Raw genomic sequence first — 15,915 nt, 5'->3', positions numbered from 1 at the left:
GAGATGGAACTATCTATGCTGCAAGTGCGTCATCTGAAAACGTATTTTTTTACGGAAAACGGCGCCGTTCCCTCCGTCGACGGGGTGAGCTTCGAGCTCCGCGAGGGAGAGACGCTGGGAATTGTCGGCGAATCCGGCTCTGGCAAAAGCGTCACCTCCCTCTCCATCATGAGGCTGATCGATAAGCCCGGAGAGATCATCGGGGGAGAAATCCGCTTTAAGGACAAGGATTTGCTGAAGCTGGGAGAAGCCGAGATGCGGACGATCCGCGGGCGGGAGATCGGAATGGTGTTCCAAGAACCTCTGACTGCGCTTAATCCGGTATTTCGAATCGGGCATCAGATTGCGGAGTCGCTGATCCATCACCTCGGTTTATCCCAAGCGGAGGCCAAGCGCCGGACGCTGGAGCTGCTGACCAAGGTCAGAATCCCGCGCCCGGAGAGCGTCTATAAGGCTTATCCCCATGAGCTTAGCGGCGGCATGAGGCAGCGTGCCATGATTGCGATGGCTATCGCCTGCCGGCCCAAGCTGATTATCGCCGATGAGCCGACCACGGCCCTGGATGTGAGCGTCCAGGCTCAAGTTCTGGATATCATGAAGGATATTATCGATCAGGAGGGCAGCTCGATGCTGCTTATCACTCATGATCTGGGGGTTATCGCGGAGATGGCTGACCGGGTCGCCGTGATGTATGCCGGTCAGCTGGTCGAGCAATGCGATGTTCACGCTCTGTTCTCCCGGCCGCTTCACCCATATACCCGTGGCCTGCTCCATAGCACGCCCAAGCTGGGCAGATGGGGCGAGCCGCTGGCTTCAATCGAAGGCGCGGTCCCGAATCCGCTGTCCATGCCCTCAGGCTGCCGGTTTCACCCCCGCTGTCCCCATGCTCTGCCGGCATGCGCTGAGCGGCAGCCGTCGCTTTATGACCAAGGCTCGCACCATGAAGTCCGCTGTCTGATGTACGATCCTCACTATGCCGATTTATGGAAGGAGGCGGCCGTTCATGGAACAACCGGTTAGCAGGCCAAGCCCGCTTCTGGAGATTAGAGAAATCAGCAAACATTACGAGATTGGCAGCGGCTTTCTCGGCCGGAACAAGCAGGTGCTCAAGGCTGTCGACCGGGTCGATCTGACCGTCTACCAGGGAGAAACCTTGGGAATCGTCGGCGAATCCGGATGCGGCAAATCGACGCTCGGCAATCTGATGATGCAGCTGACCGATGCGACCTCCGGAACCATCACCTTTGACAACACCCCGTTCAGCCAGCTTTCCCGGGAAATGCTGCGCCGGAAAAGAAGGGATATCCAGATGATATTCCAGGACCCGTTCTCTTCGCTGAACCCGCGGCTGAAAATTTTCGATATTTTGGCCGAACCTCTGCGCACCCACCGGATTGCGGAAGGCAGGCAGCTGACGGAACGGGTGCATGAGCTGCTGGAGGCGGTTGGACTTCCTCTTCAATCCGCAGACCGATATCCGCATCAATTCAGCGGAGGGCAGCGCCAGCGCGTCGGCATCGGACGGGCGCTTGCGCTTAAGCCCAAGCTCATCGTCTGCGATGAGCCGGTTTCAGCGCTGGATGTATCGATTCAATCGCAAATTCTGAATCTGTTGGCCAAGCTGCAGAAGGATTATCAGCTGACCTATGTGTTTATCGCTCACGGCATCCCCGCCGTCGCCTATATCAGTGACCGGATCGCCGTGATGTACTTCGGGCGGATCGTGGAAATCGCCGATAAGCGGGCTTTGATCGAGCGGCCGGCTCATCCTTATACGGAGGGGCTGATGGCTTCCGTTCCGATCTCCGCCCCGGAGCAAAGAGGCCGCAAGAAAGGTCTGGTCGGCGAAACGCCGAATCCGTTCCAGCCGCCGTCCGGCTGCGTCTTCCATCCTCGCTGTCCTTATGCGCAGCAGCGCTGCTCGGCCGAAGCCCCTTCACTCGCACCGCTGGCAGACGGACGGCTGGCCGCCTGTCATTATCCGCTGAACCAAGGAGGCGTTCGCTCATGACAACTTCACGCGGCTATGCCGTCAGCTCGGCACACCCTCTGGCCACGCGCGTCGGCATGGAGGTGCTGGAGGCTGGCGGCAATGCGGTGGATGCCGCCGTCGCCGTCTCGTATGCGCTGGGCGTCGTGGAATTTTACGCCTCGGGCATCGGCGGCGGCGGCGTTATGCTGATCTGTCCGCCGGACAGCCGGCCGCCGGTCGTCTGCGACTACCGTGAAACCGCGCCGATGTCCGGACATATCTCCCCCGAGGAGACTGGCGTCCCCGGCTTCGTCCGGGGAATGGAGCAGATCAGCGCCAGCTACGGTACGAAGCCTCTGGCTGAGCTGATCGCTCCCGCCATTCGCTTGGCCGAGGAAGGCTTCATCGCCGGAGAGGCGCTCGAGAGACAGGTCCGGCAAGCGGTTCATCTGAATGCCGAGCGGTTTCCCGGGCTATTCCCCGGAGGAGAACCCATTCGGTCGGGGACGCTCTTCAGACAGCCGGAGCTGGCCGCCACTATGCGCTCCATTCAACAATCAGGCAGCCGCTGGTTTTATGAGGGCGAATTCGCTCAGTCCTTTGCCGCTTCCGTAGATGGCATGGATGCGGAGGATCTCCGCGGATACCAAGCAGCCTTCAAGGAGCCACTGTATAACCGTTATGGGGACTATGAAATTGTCTCCTCCCCTCCCCCCTTTGGGGGAATGACGCTCATTCAGGCGCTTCGCGTCGGGGAAGCGGTCGGCGCTCCGGATTACCCTGCCCTCTCCGCCGAATCCATCCATCTCTGGGCGGCTGCAATCGCAGGATGCTATGAGCTGCGTAAAAGTACGATGGGCGACCCCGGCTTCTATCAAGCGGATACGGAGAAGTGGACCGGGGACGCCTGTATCGCGCAATTGGCAGCCGCTGTTCGGTCGGACGGGCTCGCGCAGACCGCCGCAGGCTGGGATGATGTGGCCAATACGACGCATTTCACCATCTTGGACTCCGCCGGCTTGTGCGTAAGTACGACGAATACCATCGGCGGATTTTTCGGTCCCGGCTTGTCGGTCGGCGGCTTCTTCCTGAACAACCAGCTGCGCAACTTCACTTCCGACACGGACGTCCAGTCCCCGAACAAGCCGGAGCCGGGCAAGCGGCCCCAAAGCTATGTGTGCCCGACTGTCCTGAGAAGCGAACGCCAGCTAATCGCCATCGGCTCTGCCGGCGGCAAACGGATTCCGCTGGTGCTGGCGCTAGTCTTGTCGTCTATGGTCAAGCATGGGCTGGATCTTGCTCATGCTGTTGCAGCTCCCCGTTTTTTCGCCGATCAGCAGACGATTCAGGTTGAGCAGCCGCTCCCCGCGGACACTAGGCAAACGTTGGAGGCTATGGGTTACGAGGTCATCGACCATCCTGAACCGTTTTTCTATGGCGGTATCCAAGGCCTGACCCAATGCCGGCTGACAGGAGCTGTAGCAGCTGCGGCCGATCCTCGGCGCGGAGGGCTGGCTCAGACAGGGACCGCTCTTGTCTAACTAGACTACTCCTTGATCACCTTTGCGTATGACCGCCTGCTGTCGGCAGGCGGTCTGTTTGTATTTGGGCAAGACCCATCATCTTCATGCCTTGACCTTCACGCAGCGTTAACGTGTATGCTGGCCCTATCACGTTAAGGAGATGATGTTTATGCCCAACCATACTTATATTTACGAAAATCAAGCGGCTCTCTATGAGCTGATGGTATCCAAACAGCCCTTGCTTTCGGATGTCATCGCACGTATCGCTCCTTATTCCGGCCGCTATATTCTCGATCTGGGAGCCGGCTCCGGACGTTTGACTGCCGAGTTGGCAAATAAGGCGGCATCCGTCACGGCAACCGATCTGTCGCCGGCGATGTTGGACGTACTGCGGGAGCGGCTTGCACGTCTTGACGCAAGGACGCCCGTGCTTACGTATGCGGCAGACCACCGTCAGCTTCCGCTGGCCGATCAGTCCTTTGATCTCGTCGTATCAGGCTGGAGCATCTGTTACCTGACACAATCTCATCTTCCCGAATGGAGCGACAATCTGGCCGCGGTGATGAACGAGATCGACCGGGTCCTCAAGCCGGGAGGGAGCATGATCATCTTGGAAACGATGGGAACCGGCTATACGGAGCCTCATCCCCCCGAATTCCTGAAGCCTTATTATCAGGCATTGGAGCAGGAGTACGGGTTCAGACACGACTGGCTGCGGCTCGACTATACCTTCGACAGCGTGGAGCAGGCCGCCGAGCTGACACGCTTCTTTTTCGGAGACGAGTTGGGGGATACAGTGAAGAGGAACAACTGGAGCGTGGTGCCCGAATGCGCCGGGATCTGGTGGAAGCGCAAATAAGACCTTCCCGTCAGAAGGAAGGTCCTCATCGCTATGCTTGAAACCAGGTGAACTTTATGCGGGACGCAAGAAGCAAAAAAGCCGCTTTACAGTCCGAAGATCGCATCGATCATCGGCTTCGTCTCCCCGCCCGGGTAAAGCAAGTACAGCAGCACATAGACGGCGACGCCCGTCGGCGCGGTAAGCAGCCACATGACCGCCGTTATGCGGCCGATCCGTTTGTGCTTGAACCAGCGCTGCTTGAAGGCATGAAGCAAGGTCACGATCCCGAAAACACCTGCAAGCGTAGCGAGTGCAATATGGAAAAACAGGAACAGATGGTATGCCAGCTTCAATTCCTCGGGACCGCCGAAGCTGGTGTTGCCGACAAAAATCGTGCGGCTCGCATAGATCAGGAAAAATGCCAGGGCGAAGCCGGCTCCCCACAGCATCAGCTTCTCATGCGTCTGCCGGTTTCCTTTCACAATATGGAACCATCCGAACGCAACAAAGATCGCACTGATGACAATAAAGCTTGTGCTGATCGTAGGCAATAAGACGGAAAGCTTCATTGTTACTCCTCCACTATTTGCTTCTGCCAAGGTCGTTAAGCTCGGTTTGCATGGCTGGCGGCCTGCAGGTAGCCGTCACTGCCCAAATCTTCTTCCTCATCCCGTTTGCGTTCTCTGCGGTACCAGCGGAAGAAGGTGTAGCCCAGAGCAATCCCGTACACAATCTCCTGAACGATCTTCATGATGACGCCGCCAAGCTGCTGATCGTCGAGCATCGGCAGCAGCAGCATGCTCTGCGGAACGGCTGCATACATCGCATACATCGGCTCTTTCGCAAAAATAATCAGCGCGCATGCCGGCGTAAGCAAAACTCCGTTCAGGAAAATATACGCCATACGCTTGAGCTCGGACATCCGGTTGTATTCGGGCAGCGGGCAAAATACCGGGAACCAGAGCATGAAGGCAGATATCAGGAAAACAACCCTGTATGCAAACAGCAATGTCGTATTGGCCATCAAAGCATCCATAATAAACGGGATGTGATAGACCGAGAAAACGAAGTTAAACAGGAACAGCGCCAGCAGCGGGTTCGTCAGCCAGCGCACAAATCGCTTTGCGCCTTCGCTTTGGATCGCGGGACGAAGAAGCCATCCGGGCAGACCGACCAGCAGCAGCGGCGGCATAACTAAGTACAGAATCGACTGCTGCAGCATGTGGAGACTGAAAAAGTAGTGATGCCCGTAATAGGCCATCGGCGAACCCTCAGCTATATACCAGCATACAATGCCCAGCCAAAAGTACAGCTGGAGCTTGGGAGCAACAGGCTCGCTATCCGCGAAATGATGACGCCAGCGGTTGACAGCGAACGTATACAACAGACCTATGACCAGAAGCAGGACTAGAATCCCCGGATTCCACATCTGGGCGAATGACCCGGCAGCCGTATGTCCGGCATGTGTGAGAACCGTGCTTGTATCCATATCGAATGACTCCTTCCTTCCCGGCTTGTTCTCCGGAGCTGTGTCTAATTCGTGAATTATTTCGCAAGCCATCCCAAAGGCATGCCCGCCTTGCCCAAGGCAAGCGGGCATCCACCGAAGCCGGAGGCTTCGCGGCATAACTTAAAAAAGAGGGGCTGTTCAACAAGTGACAAGCCGCCTCTTTTTCAACTATGTTACCACCACATCCAGTAAACAGCGGCTGCTAGAGCCGTTAAAGCAATGAAAAATCCGAAGCATAATCCCACGATCGGAAAGAAATGACCGCGATCCTTCATATGCATCCAATATGCCAATTGGAACACGATCTGGATCAGCGCGAGTCCCGTCAGAAACCAGATAATGAACGTTCTGTCCAAACCTCCGTACATGACGACAGCGAAGGAAAGCATCGTCAGTACAATCGAGATGATGTACGAGACATAGTGGTTCCGCGGCCCTTCCAACCGGTGACGATGATTGTCTGCCGATGAAGAAGAATGTTGGTTCGCCATGCTTATGGACCCACCTTTCCGAGCAGGTAAACTACCGTGAAGATGAACACCCACACAACGTCGATAAAGTGCCAGTACAGTCCGGCTACATAATACTTAGGAGCTGTGACAGTTGTCAGACCTTTCTTAAAGCCCGAAATAATCAGCAGTGAAATCCATAGCACCCCGAACGCCACGTGAGCTCCGTGGAACCCGACAAGCGTATAGAAGGATGTAGCGAATGCGCTCTTCGAGAACGTATGGCCTTCATGCACATAGTGAACGAACTCATAGATTTCCAGGCCAAGGAATGCCAGACCGAGCAAAACAGTAACAAACATCCAGCCTTGAAGCTTCTGGAACTGGCCCCGATGCAGAGCCATAGTCGCGAAAACGCTGGTGAGCGAGCTTGTAAGCAGAATGAAGGTCGAAATAGCAACCAGATCAAGCTGGAACAAATGCTCAGCGGTAGGTCCGTCAGGAACTTGATTGCGCAGGGCGATGAAGGAGGCGAAGAGCGTACCGAACAGTACGCACTCGCCGCCCAGGAACAGCCAGAAGCCCAGAACCTTGTTCTTGCCTTCCAGTGTCGCTGTCTCCGCGTGGGGTGGCAGGGCACCGCCTACTTCGTGATGTGCTGCACTCATGCCTTAACCCCCTTATCATTAAGCTCTTCAGGCTCGATATGGAACCCGTGATCGTCATAAACCGAACGGAAGAACATACAAACCAGGGTGAAGCCGATACCCAATATACTTACCAAGTACACGTGATACATGAATCCGTAACCTGCGATGAAAAGACCCAAGGACATCAGGAACGGAAGAATCGATGGAGACGGCATATGGATCGAACCGATCGGTTCGGCCGGCGTCATCTCTTTGTTGCCTGCCATCTTCTCTTTCCAGAAAGCATCGTAGCCGCGAACGAGCGGAGTCTGCTTGAAGTTGTACTCCGGCGCTGGCGATGGAATCGTCCACTCCAGCGTACGCGCATCCCATGGATCGGCAGGAGCCGTCATCGGTTTGCGGGCCGTTGAAATAATGTTGATCAGGAACACGATCGTACCGACACCCATCAGGAAAGCGCCGATCGTACTGATAAAGTTGCCTTCTTCAAGCCCGACTCCCGGCTCGAACGTAAATACCCGGCGCGGCATCCCCATAAGGCCCAGGAAGTGCTGCGGGAAGAACGTCATATGGAAGCCGATAAAGAAAGTCCAGAAGTGAATTTTTCCTAAGGTTTCGTTCAGCAGACGGCCGAACATCTTAGGCCACCAGTAGTAAGAAGCCGCGAACAAGCCAAGCACCAGACCGCCGACGATAACGTAGTGGAAGTGAGCAACGACGAAATACGTATCATGATATTGGAAGTCGGCTGCCGGAACGGCCAGCATGACCCCGGTAACTCCACCCATCGTAAACGTCGGGATGAAGGATGTTGCGAACATGTTGGCTGTCGTAAAGCGAATTTGTCCGCCCCACAGCGTGAACAGCCAGTTAAAGATCTTGACGCCCGTAGGAACGGCGATAGCCATCGTCGCTACCCCGAATATCGCATCCCCTACAGGTCCGATACCCGTTGTAAACATGTGATGCGCCCAAACCATGAAGCCCAAAAATCCGATCAAAGCTGTAGCAAATACCATCGAGCTGTAGCCGAACAGGCGCTTGCGGGCGAAGGTCGCTACGATCTCGGAAATAATACCGAATGCCGGCAAGATCAGGATGTACACCTCAGGGTGACCAAAGATCCAGAAAATATGCTCCCAAAGCACCGGATTACCGCCCTTCGATACATCGAAGAAGGCGCCGCCGAAAATCCGGTCGAACATCAGCTCAACAAGACCTACCGTAATGGCAGGGAAAGCGAACAAGATGAGAAGCGATGTAATAAACGATGCCCATGTAAACATAGGCATTCTCATATACGTCATGCCAGGCGCACGCATATTGATAATCGTGACGAGGAAGTTAATCCCCCCGATCAGCGTACCGAGACCTGCGATCTGCAAACCGAGCACATAAAAATCAACGCCCTTGAATACGCCCGTGCTGTCGACAATACCCGATAATGGAGGGTATGCCGTCCAGCCTGCGGCAGGAGCGCCTCCCAAAAACCAGGATGTGTTCAGCAGCACGCCGCCGAAGAAGAACAACCAAAAACCGAGTGCATTGACGAAGGGGAACGCAACGTCGCGCGCGCCGATCTGCAGCGGCACGATGGCGTTCATAAAACAGAAGATAACCGGCATCGCAGCCAAGAAAATCATCGTTGTTCCATGCATCGTCGTCAATTGGTTAAAGGTGTCGCCGATAAAAATACTTTGGTTCGGATAAAGCAGCTGAATACGAATCAATAACGCTTCAAGTCCGCCCAGCAGGAAAAATATCCCGCCCGCAAGCAGATACAGAATGCCGATTTTTTTATGGTCAACCGTTGTTAGCCAGTCCATCAGCCCGGTATGACGTTTTACCGTATGAGCATGTGCCACGTGTTTAACCTCCTTTTCCTTGATGCTCGTTACTGAGGAAGCTTCAACGAGTTCAAATATTTAACCAAATCATTAAGCTCTTGATCCTTGAGCGCTTTTTGCATATTAGGAGCGCCTTCCGAGAAACCAGGCATTTTGGCGCCAGGTTTGATCGATTGCGGGTCCTTGATCCATTCTTTGAGCTTCGCATCATCATGAGGCAGAATGCCCGCTACTCTTTCGCGGGAAGCAAAGCCGTTCAGGTTCGGGCCTGCGCCCAAGCCCTGCGCGTTCACCGCGTGACAGGAGAGACAGTTGTCTTTAAACAGCTGCTCGCCGGCTTTCGCATCGGCCGGTATGGCAGCCGGTGTTTTCATCTTGGACACCCATTGGTCGAACTGGGCTTGATCCATAGATTTCACCTTGAAATCCATCAAGGAGTGGGACGCTCCGCACAGCTCCGCGCACTTGCCGAGGAACGTATCCGCTTCATCCGCTTCCAGGTAATAGACGTTGGTCAATCCAGGGTTCGTATCCATCTTGCCGCCGAGCGAAGGAACCCAGAAGGAGTGCTTCACGTCGGACGCCGTCAGCTCGAAGGCAATTTTCTTGCCTGTCGGAATAACCAGATCCTGTGCTGTCGCAATGCCCAGCGAAGGATAGTCGAACTGCCACCAGAAAGCGTGCGCCGTTACTTTGACATGCAGCGCATCCTTGTTGTCTCTGTGGTCTTCCAGAAGCTTGAACGTGTATTGTACCGTCGGCACAGCCAATACGAGCAGCAGGATAATCGGGATAGTCGTCCAGATAATCTCCAGCGTATGGCTGCCTTCAACTTGTTTTGGAATGATGTCCTTCTCGCCTTTTTTCTTTCTGAAGCGGAACAAGACGTAAATATAGAGTACAAATACAACAACGACGACCGCGATCATGATGAAAAAGCTTAGCTTCATCAAGTACAGCTGATCTCTGGCTACCGGACCCCTTGGCTTCAAGGCGGAAATCGTATCGTCTCCACACCCCGTTAGCAGCAGCATCATCAACCCAAAAAGAGGGATGGATCGCCACAGATTTTGCCATCGAATCATCTTCTCAATCCCACCTTAAAAAGCAAGTATTTTTCGAACAAAATAGGTCATTTTTTGTCAATGAACCTAATCACCATATTAACTATAAATTCGTCCCTGTTTTTTGTCAATGAATCTAGAGAAGTTCACAAAACGGTCATAACTCCTGATTTTTTCTTGATTTATGCGGGTTTTTCAGGCTTGGCACAGCTCTTGTCCCCCCTCTTGAAAGCGTTCAATTGCGTTCTTTCCCGCTTGATTCAGACTCTATTTGTTTATTTCCATTATGCGGTTTCTTTATGCATGTTTTGGCCTTCCTTCGTCCGAATCAAATTCGCCGGCTAAACTCATCCTAAGCTCAAGGCATTAGGGAAGTTTTCGCTGCAAACGTTCAGCCTCTAGCCTATGCAGCCGCCAGATCCTATTTTGCCCGAGAAAGGGAGGTCATGAGCCACCATGCGAATGATTCGTACGATACCCGTCATAACCGTGTTCCTCGGCTGCGTTTTCTTGACCGGATGCTTCAGCAAGTACGATTACAACAGCGCGAACAATTACGGCAGCAAACGCGATCAGCCCAGACAAGACACTTCGCGCGCTTACCAGACCGCTCAGCAGCACGCTCCCGTCAGCCATCGAATAGCCAATTTGGAGATGAATCAATTTTTATCCGATCAAGTGGCGGCGATGGACGGGGTAAACAGCGCCATCGTAATGATGGGCGACAATATCGCCTACACGGCCATTACGATCGATAGCACGGCCAGCGGGACGCGCGGGGGAGATATCAAGGGCACGGAGACTAATAATTACGGATTGGTCAAAGGTTTGTATAATCCTTACACCCCGCAAAGCGACAATGCCAACCCGGACGATCTGATTTCAGGCAGCAGCGGTGCCGAAACGGAGATGCATCACGAGCATTTGTCCCATCTGTTCAAGCAGAAAATTGCGGAGAAAATTCGTTTGCTGCAGCCAAGCGTCACCGATGTCTATATCTCGGCCAACCGCATCGTGGTGAATGAATTCAACCGTATGGCTCAAGAAAGCTGGCAGGGTCGGTCTCTGGAGCCGTACAAAAATTCATTCATTGAGTTGATGGAGCGCACCTTCGGAACGGAGCCGACCATCCCTAATCAGGCGGAGGCGAACGGCCGGGAATAACCAACTCTGAAACTGCACATGCGCGGCCTTGAGCGGCGCCTGGCAGTTTCTTTTTATGCCTGCATGCTGTAGAATGCATTATTAATAAGTAGAAATCATATCGAAGCGGCTTGAGCGCACCCGCTCGTGCAAAATTTGCGATTTAGGAGATATTATAATGAAGAAAAACGAATTTGCCTCACTAGGCGTAAGCGAACAAGTGTCTGAGGCTCTGCTGAAGTTCGGCTATCAGGAGCCGACGCCCATTCAGAAGGAAGCTATCCCCACAATATTATCCGGCAGCGATCTGATCGCTCAGGCTCAGACGGGAACAGGCAAAACGCTGGCCTTCGTCCTCCCTATTCTGGAGACGGCGGACCCTTCCAAATCCCATGTGCAGGCGCTGATCGTCACACCGACCCGCGAGCTGGCCATTCAGATTACGGAGGAAGTGCAGCGCTGGGCGCCGCTGATGGGTCTGAACGTGCTGTCTGCCTACGGCGGACAAGATGTTGAGAGGCAGCTGCGCAAGCTGGAAGGCGGCGTGCATATTATTGTAGCAACGCCGGGCCGACTGCTGGATCATATCCGCCGCGAATCGGTCGCTCTGCATAAGCTGTCCATTCTCGTGCTCGACGAGGCCGATCAGATGCTTCATATGGGCTTCCTGCCCGAGGTGGAGGAGATCATCTCGGTTACCCCGTCCAGACGCCAAACGCTGCTGTTCTCGGCCACCATGCCGCAGCGCATCCGCGACTTGGCCAAAATTTATATGCGCAACCCGCTTGAAGTCGAAGTAAAAGCCAAGCGGGTTACGCTCGACGGCATCGAGCAATTGCTGATTCAGACGACCGACCGCGGCAAGCTGGACACGCTCTGCAAGCTGATCGACGACGAGAACCCTTACCTGGCGATGATCTTCTGCCGGACGAAGCTCCGCGCCGGCAAGCTTAGAGCCGAGCTGGCCGAGCGCGGGTACTCCTGCGACGAGCTGCATGGGGATCTGACACAGGCGAAGCGCGAGCAGGTGATGAAGCGGTTCCGCGATGCCAAGATCCAGCTGCTGATCGCTACCGATCTGGCTGCCCGCGGTCTGGATATCGAAGGCATCACGCATGTGTTCAATTACGATATCCCGCACGACGCGGAAAACTATATTCACCGTATCGGCCGGACCGGTCGCGCCGGTCAAACCGGCAAAGCCATCACGCTGGCCGCTCCGCGCGACGCCGAGTATATCGAGCTGATCGAGCGCGGCATCAAAGCGACGCTGCCCAAGCAGCGGGCTGGCAAGCCGGCGCCGGACAGCGCTGGCGGCGAGCGAGCGAGCGGGCGCAGCGCGAGTGAGCGTGGCGCAAGCGGGCGCGGCGCGAGCGGGCGCGGCGCGAGTGAGCGTGGCGCGAGCGGGCGTGGTGCGAGCGGGCGCGGCGCGAGCGGGCGTGGTGCGAGCGGGCGCAGCGCGAGTGGGCGTGGCGCAAGCGGGCGCGGCGCGAGTGGGCGTGGCGCGAGCGGGCGCGGCGCGAGCGGGCGTGGCGCAAGCGGGCGCAGCGAGAGCGGGCGTGGCGCAAGCGGGCGCAGCGAGAGCGGGCGTGGCGCAAGCGGGCGCGGCGCGAGTGGGCGTGGCGCAAGCGGGCGCGGTGCGAGCGGGCGTGGCGCGAGTGGGCGCAGCGCAAGCGGGCGCGGCGCGAGTGAGCGTGGCGCAAGCGGGCGCGGTGCGAGCGGGCGCGCAGCGCTGGGTGAAGCGAGCTCTCGTTTCGACGCGGAGCGCGAAACGAAGAGCTTCACCCAGCTGCGCGCCCGCGGCAGCGCAGGCTCGGGCCGCCCGTCGGTTCCGGGCGGGCAAAATGCTGGCGCACGCTTCGGCGGCGAGCGCGAGGAAGCGCGTCCCCGCCAGGACGGACGCGCCTCAAGCGCTGGCCGCGGAGCCAGCGCCGCACCGCGCGGGCGCGGCGGCGCGCCTGGCAAGCCGGCAGCGAAGGGCGGCCGGCAGCAGCCGCGCGGCGCATCGGGCGGCAAGCGGCAGCAAAGTCGGCCTCCCGGCGGACGACGCGGGCGGTAGAAGCCTCTGACCTACTGGCCGCATATGCCAAGTGGCTGGCTCTCTGCGCAACGTCAGCCTCGTTTAAAAAATGACAGGATACTCGTTACTGCTTAGGACTCCTCTGCCCCTGGAGACCTAAGTAGTAACGAATGTTCCACGCATATCCCCTTTCGACCGTAAACCGAGAGTATTCTGTCCGGTTTTCCGCACAAATCCTCCACCTCGAGCGCACGTCCGGAGCATTATGTCCGGTTTTCCACACAAATCCTCCACTTCGATCGCACGTCCGGAGCCTTTTATCCGGTTTTCCGCACAAATCCTCCACTTCGATCGCACGTCCGGAGCATTATGTCCGGTTTTCCACACAAATCCTCCACCTCAAGCGCACGTCCGGAGCATTATGTCCGGTTTTCCACACAAATCCTCCACCTCGATCGCACGTTCGGAGCCTATTATCCGGTTTCCCCCATAAATCCTCCATTTGCCAGCTATACGAGACCGCTTTGCACGATTTTTCCGTTATTACTCAGGGTTCTCTGAACTGTCCTCCAATAAGCAGTCCCGCTCCGACGACGCCCTCTTTACTTTCCGTCCTTTTCTCCGACAGCTGCCGCACGCCATCTCGAAAAGATGAATCGTTCCCGTACAGTTTGCCATAAACCTTTACCAGAAAACAGAACTCATGTAATATGAAGGGTAAGCAATCGGCAAGGAACTGCACTTCACTATCGAGGGAGGGTTTCTATGTACGAACTGAACAATCAAGAACTCATATTTGTATTCACTGGCCCCAATGGGGCAGGACGCAGAACGGTCGCTCAGATGTCAGGCAGTACGCTGGGAATCAAGCAGGTAATTTCGTACACGACCCGCCCTCCCCGCTCATCCGAGGTAGACGGGCAGGATTATCATTTTGTTTCGGCTGCAACCTTTGCGGAGGCGGAAGCCAGGAACGAATTTATCGAGGTTATCGAGATCGACGGCAACCGGTACGGAATCAAGGATGCCGATGTGGTCGACCAGTTGCAGAAGCATGGCGCGGTATATTTGGTTCTGAACCGGTACGGCGCAGAGACGCTGAAGAAGGTATACGGCGACCGTGCGGTGCGCATTTTCATTTACGCGGATCGCGATACGGTGCAGCGGCGCGAGCAGGAACGCGGCGACTCGCCGGATATGATCGAGCGATACATGTCCCATTATGAAGAAGAGATGGCTTACAAGGATTCCTGTGAGCACGCCTTCGAGAATCTGGATCTCGCTCATACGGTATTCGATCTCACGAAGGCGCTCGACGACAACTATTTGCACCGCAATCTGCTCGATTTGGACTAGAATGCGCTTCGCGCACCAAATGGAAGCGGAAGCAAGACCGTCAGCCCGTTTCCGGCGCAGACGGTCTTTTTCATCTCGAGCGGCTATCCCGTCTCGCGCTTTCTGTCCTAGATAAGATTGCTTATCCGGCAAATTGCCAATTCTAAATAAAGACAGGAAGCAAGCAACTTGCGAAGCGAAAACCCGACCGACTCCCTGCCCATTCAGGGTGTTCGACGGGATGCTTGCAGACACATTCATATTGATATGAGCAAAGGAGGCTAACCGTCGCTATGGCGATCCTATTTATTGAACCGACCCCCAGCCCTAACACGATGAAAATTACACTCGACGCCAAGCTCCCGGACACCACACGTTTGACCTATACCAAGGATCAGGCCGCGGATGCGCCGGAGCCGTACAACCGGCTGCTCGCCATAGAAGGCGTCCGCAGCTTATACCATGCCAGCGACTTCATCGCGCTGGACCGCACGCCGAGGGGAGATTGGCAGCATATTTTGGCCGGAGCCAGACGTGTTCTCGGGGAAGCGGCGACGCCCGGAGGAGGCAAGCCCGCGGCCGAGGCCGCAAATTCCGAAGCGGCTGGCGCAGACGGCCTGCCGGATTCCCAGCCGCCGCTAAGCGCATTCGGCGAAGTCAGCGTGAAGCTCCAGCATTTCCGCGGCATCCCGCTTCAGGTGCGGGTATCGGCAGGCGATGAGGAGAAGCGGGCCGCCATGCCGGAGCGCTTCACGCAGGCCGCCATCCGGGCGGCGTCAGCCTCGCCTAATCTGATCAAGGAAAGGTCGCTTGAGGAGTGGGATACAAGGTACGGCGAGCTCGATGAAGTGCTCGACTCCATCGTACAGGAGCTTGACGCCTCCTATGACGATAAGCGCCTGGAGGAGCTGGCCGCTCAAGCCGCCTCCGGCAAACTGGCTGCCGGTGCGGAAGAGGTAGCCGCTGCGGCGCGCCGCTCGCTTTCTTATGAGGAGACCGAACGCCAGCTTCGCTCGGAGGACTGGAAGCTGCGATACGCGGCGCTGGAGCAGATTAAGCCTTCCGCCGAGACGATGCCTCTGCTGATTCTGGCGCTCGACGATGCGCAGACGGCGGTCCGGCGGCTGGCGACGGTATATCTGGGCGATTTGAAGGACCCGGTCGTGCTTCCCTACCTGTATCGCGCCCTTCAGGACAAATCGGCTTCCGTCCGCCGTACGGCCGGCGATACGTTGTCGGATATTGGCGACCCTGCCGCCCAGGCAGCGATGATCGGTGCGCTCGGCGACGCCAACAAGCTGGTGCGCTGGAGAGCGGCCCGCTTCCTGTATGAAGCCGGGGATGAGCAAGCGGTGCCCGCCTTGAAGCAAGCGGCGGAGGATCCCGAATTCGAAGTGAGGATGCAGGCCCGCATAGCCTTGGAACGAATCGAGGGGGGACATGCGGCCGAAGGTTCCGTCTGGCAGCAGATGACCCGCCGGAACGAAGCTTGACCCCTGCGCTCCGCAGTATCCGGACCGGATATTGCGGTTTTTTTCGTTCCAATTCTTATGAAACTGTC

Annotated in this window: 14 protein-coding genes; 8 read left to right on the top strand and 6 right to left on the bottom strand. The window is 56.4% G+C overall.

Annotated features, from left to right (window positions below; all coding sequences use genetic code 11):
* Positions 1-3: 3 nt before the first annotated feature.
* From BLR08_RS19595 to BLR08_RS19580, 4 genes are all read left to right on the top strand, one after another.
* Positions 4-1,020 (top strand): ABC transporter ATP-binding protein, encoded by a 1,017-nt coding sequence (locus tag BLR08_RS19595; RefSeq protein ID WP_072333781.1) that lies wholly within the window; start codon positions 4-6, stop codon positions 1,018-1,020.
* On the top strand, positions 1,004-2,011 hold the full coding sequence (locus BLR08_RS19590) for an ABC transporter ATP-binding protein (RefSeq protein ID WP_072333778.1): 1,008 nt from the start codon (positions 1,004-1,006) through the stop codon (positions 2,009-2,011). The genes BLR08_RS19595 and BLR08_RS19590 overlap by 17 nt, the downstream gene beginning before the upstream one ends.
* A complete protein-coding gene (locus tag BLR08_RS19585; RefSeq protein WP_072333776.1) occupies positions 2,008-3,513 on the top strand; it encodes a gamma-glutamyltransferase family protein in 1,506 nt (501 codons plus the stop codon). Before BLR08_RS19590 ends, BLR08_RS19585 begins: the two co-directional genes overlap by 4 nt.
* Before the next feature lie 151 nt (positions 3,514-3,664).
* Entirely contained in the window at positions 3,665-4,354 is a 690-nt protein-coding gene (locus tag BLR08_RS19580; RefSeq protein WP_072333773.1) for a class I SAM-dependent methyltransferase, read from the top strand.
* An 86-nt stretch (positions 4,355-4,440) separates the two neighbouring features.
* On the opposite strand, the gene BLR08_RS19575 is transcribed toward BLR08_RS19580, so the two are convergent.
* The 6 genes from BLR08_RS19575 to coxB form a co-directional block, all read right to left on the bottom strand.
* Positions 4,441-4,905, bottom strand: coding sequence for a DUF420 domain-containing protein (locus tag BLR08_RS19575; protein WP_072333770.1), 465 nt, complete (start codon positions 4,903-4,905; stop codon positions 4,441-4,443).
* Positions 4,906-4,940: 35 nt separating this feature from the next.
* Positions 4,941-5,825 (bottom strand): cytochrome c oxidase assembly protein, encoded by an 885-nt coding sequence (locus tag BLR08_RS19570; RefSeq protein WP_072333767.1) that lies wholly within the window; start codon positions 5,823-5,825, stop codon positions 4,941-4,943.
* A gap of 194 nt (positions 5,826-6,019) precedes the next feature.
* Positions 6,020-6,337, bottom strand: a complete 318-nt coding sequence (locus BLR08_RS19565; RefSeq protein WP_072333763.1) for a cytochrome C oxidase subunit IV family protein — start codon at positions 6,335-6,337, stop codon at positions 6,020-6,022.
* A gap of 2 nt (positions 6,338-6,339) precedes the next feature.
* A complete protein-coding gene (locus BLR08_RS19560) occupies positions 6,340-6,963 on the bottom strand; it encodes a cytochrome (ubi)quinol oxidase subunit III (protein ID WP_072333760.1) in 624 nt (207 codons plus the stop codon).
* Entirely contained in the window at positions 6,960-8,771 is a 1,812-nt protein-coding gene (gene ctaD / locus BLR08_RS19555; RefSeq protein ID WP_072333887.1) for a cytochrome c oxidase subunit I, read from the bottom strand. The genes BLR08_RS19560 and ctaD overlap by 4 nt, the downstream gene beginning before the upstream one ends.
* Before the next feature lie 68 nt (positions 8,772-8,839).
* Entirely contained in the window at positions 8,840-9,877 is a 1,038-nt protein-coding gene (coxB, locus tag BLR08_RS19550; protein WP_072333757.1) for a cytochrome c oxidase subunit II, read from the bottom strand.
* Between the two features lie 435 nt (positions 9,878-10,312).
* On the opposite strand from coxB, the gene BLR08_RS19545 reads away from it, so the two are divergent.
* From BLR08_RS19545 to BLR08_RS19530, 4 genes are all read left to right on the top strand, one after another.
* Positions 10,313-11,020, top strand: a complete 708-nt coding sequence (locus BLR08_RS19545) for a hypothetical protein (protein ID WP_072333754.1) — start codon at positions 10,313-10,315, stop codon at positions 11,018-11,020.
* 157 nt (positions 11,021-11,177) lie between these two features.
* Positions 11,178-13,058, top strand: a complete 1,881-nt coding sequence (locus BLR08_RS19540; RefSeq protein ID WP_090586366.1) for a DEAD/DEAH box helicase — start codon at positions 11,178-11,180, stop codon at positions 13,056-13,058.
* A gap of 726 nt (positions 13,059-13,784) precedes the next feature.
* Positions 13,785-14,375, top strand: coding sequence for a guanylate kinase (locus BLR08_RS19535; RefSeq protein WP_072333751.1), 591 nt, complete (start codon positions 13,785-13,787; stop codon positions 14,373-14,375).
* Positions 14,376-14,647: 272 nt separating this feature from the next.
* Positions 14,648-15,847, top strand: a complete 1,200-nt coding sequence (locus tag BLR08_RS19530; protein WP_072333748.1) for a conserved virulence factor C family protein — start codon at positions 14,648-14,650, stop codon at positions 15,845-15,847.
* Positions 15,848-15,915 lie beyond the last annotated feature (68 nt).

This window comes from Paenibacillus sp. cl123 (assembly GCF_900101595.1).
GTDB lineage: Bacteria > Bacillota > Bacilli > Paenibacillales > NBRC-103111 > Paenibacillus_G.
The sequence above is the reverse complement of the archived record's forward strand: the minus strand, read 5'-3'. Positions and strand labels throughout refer to the sequence as shown.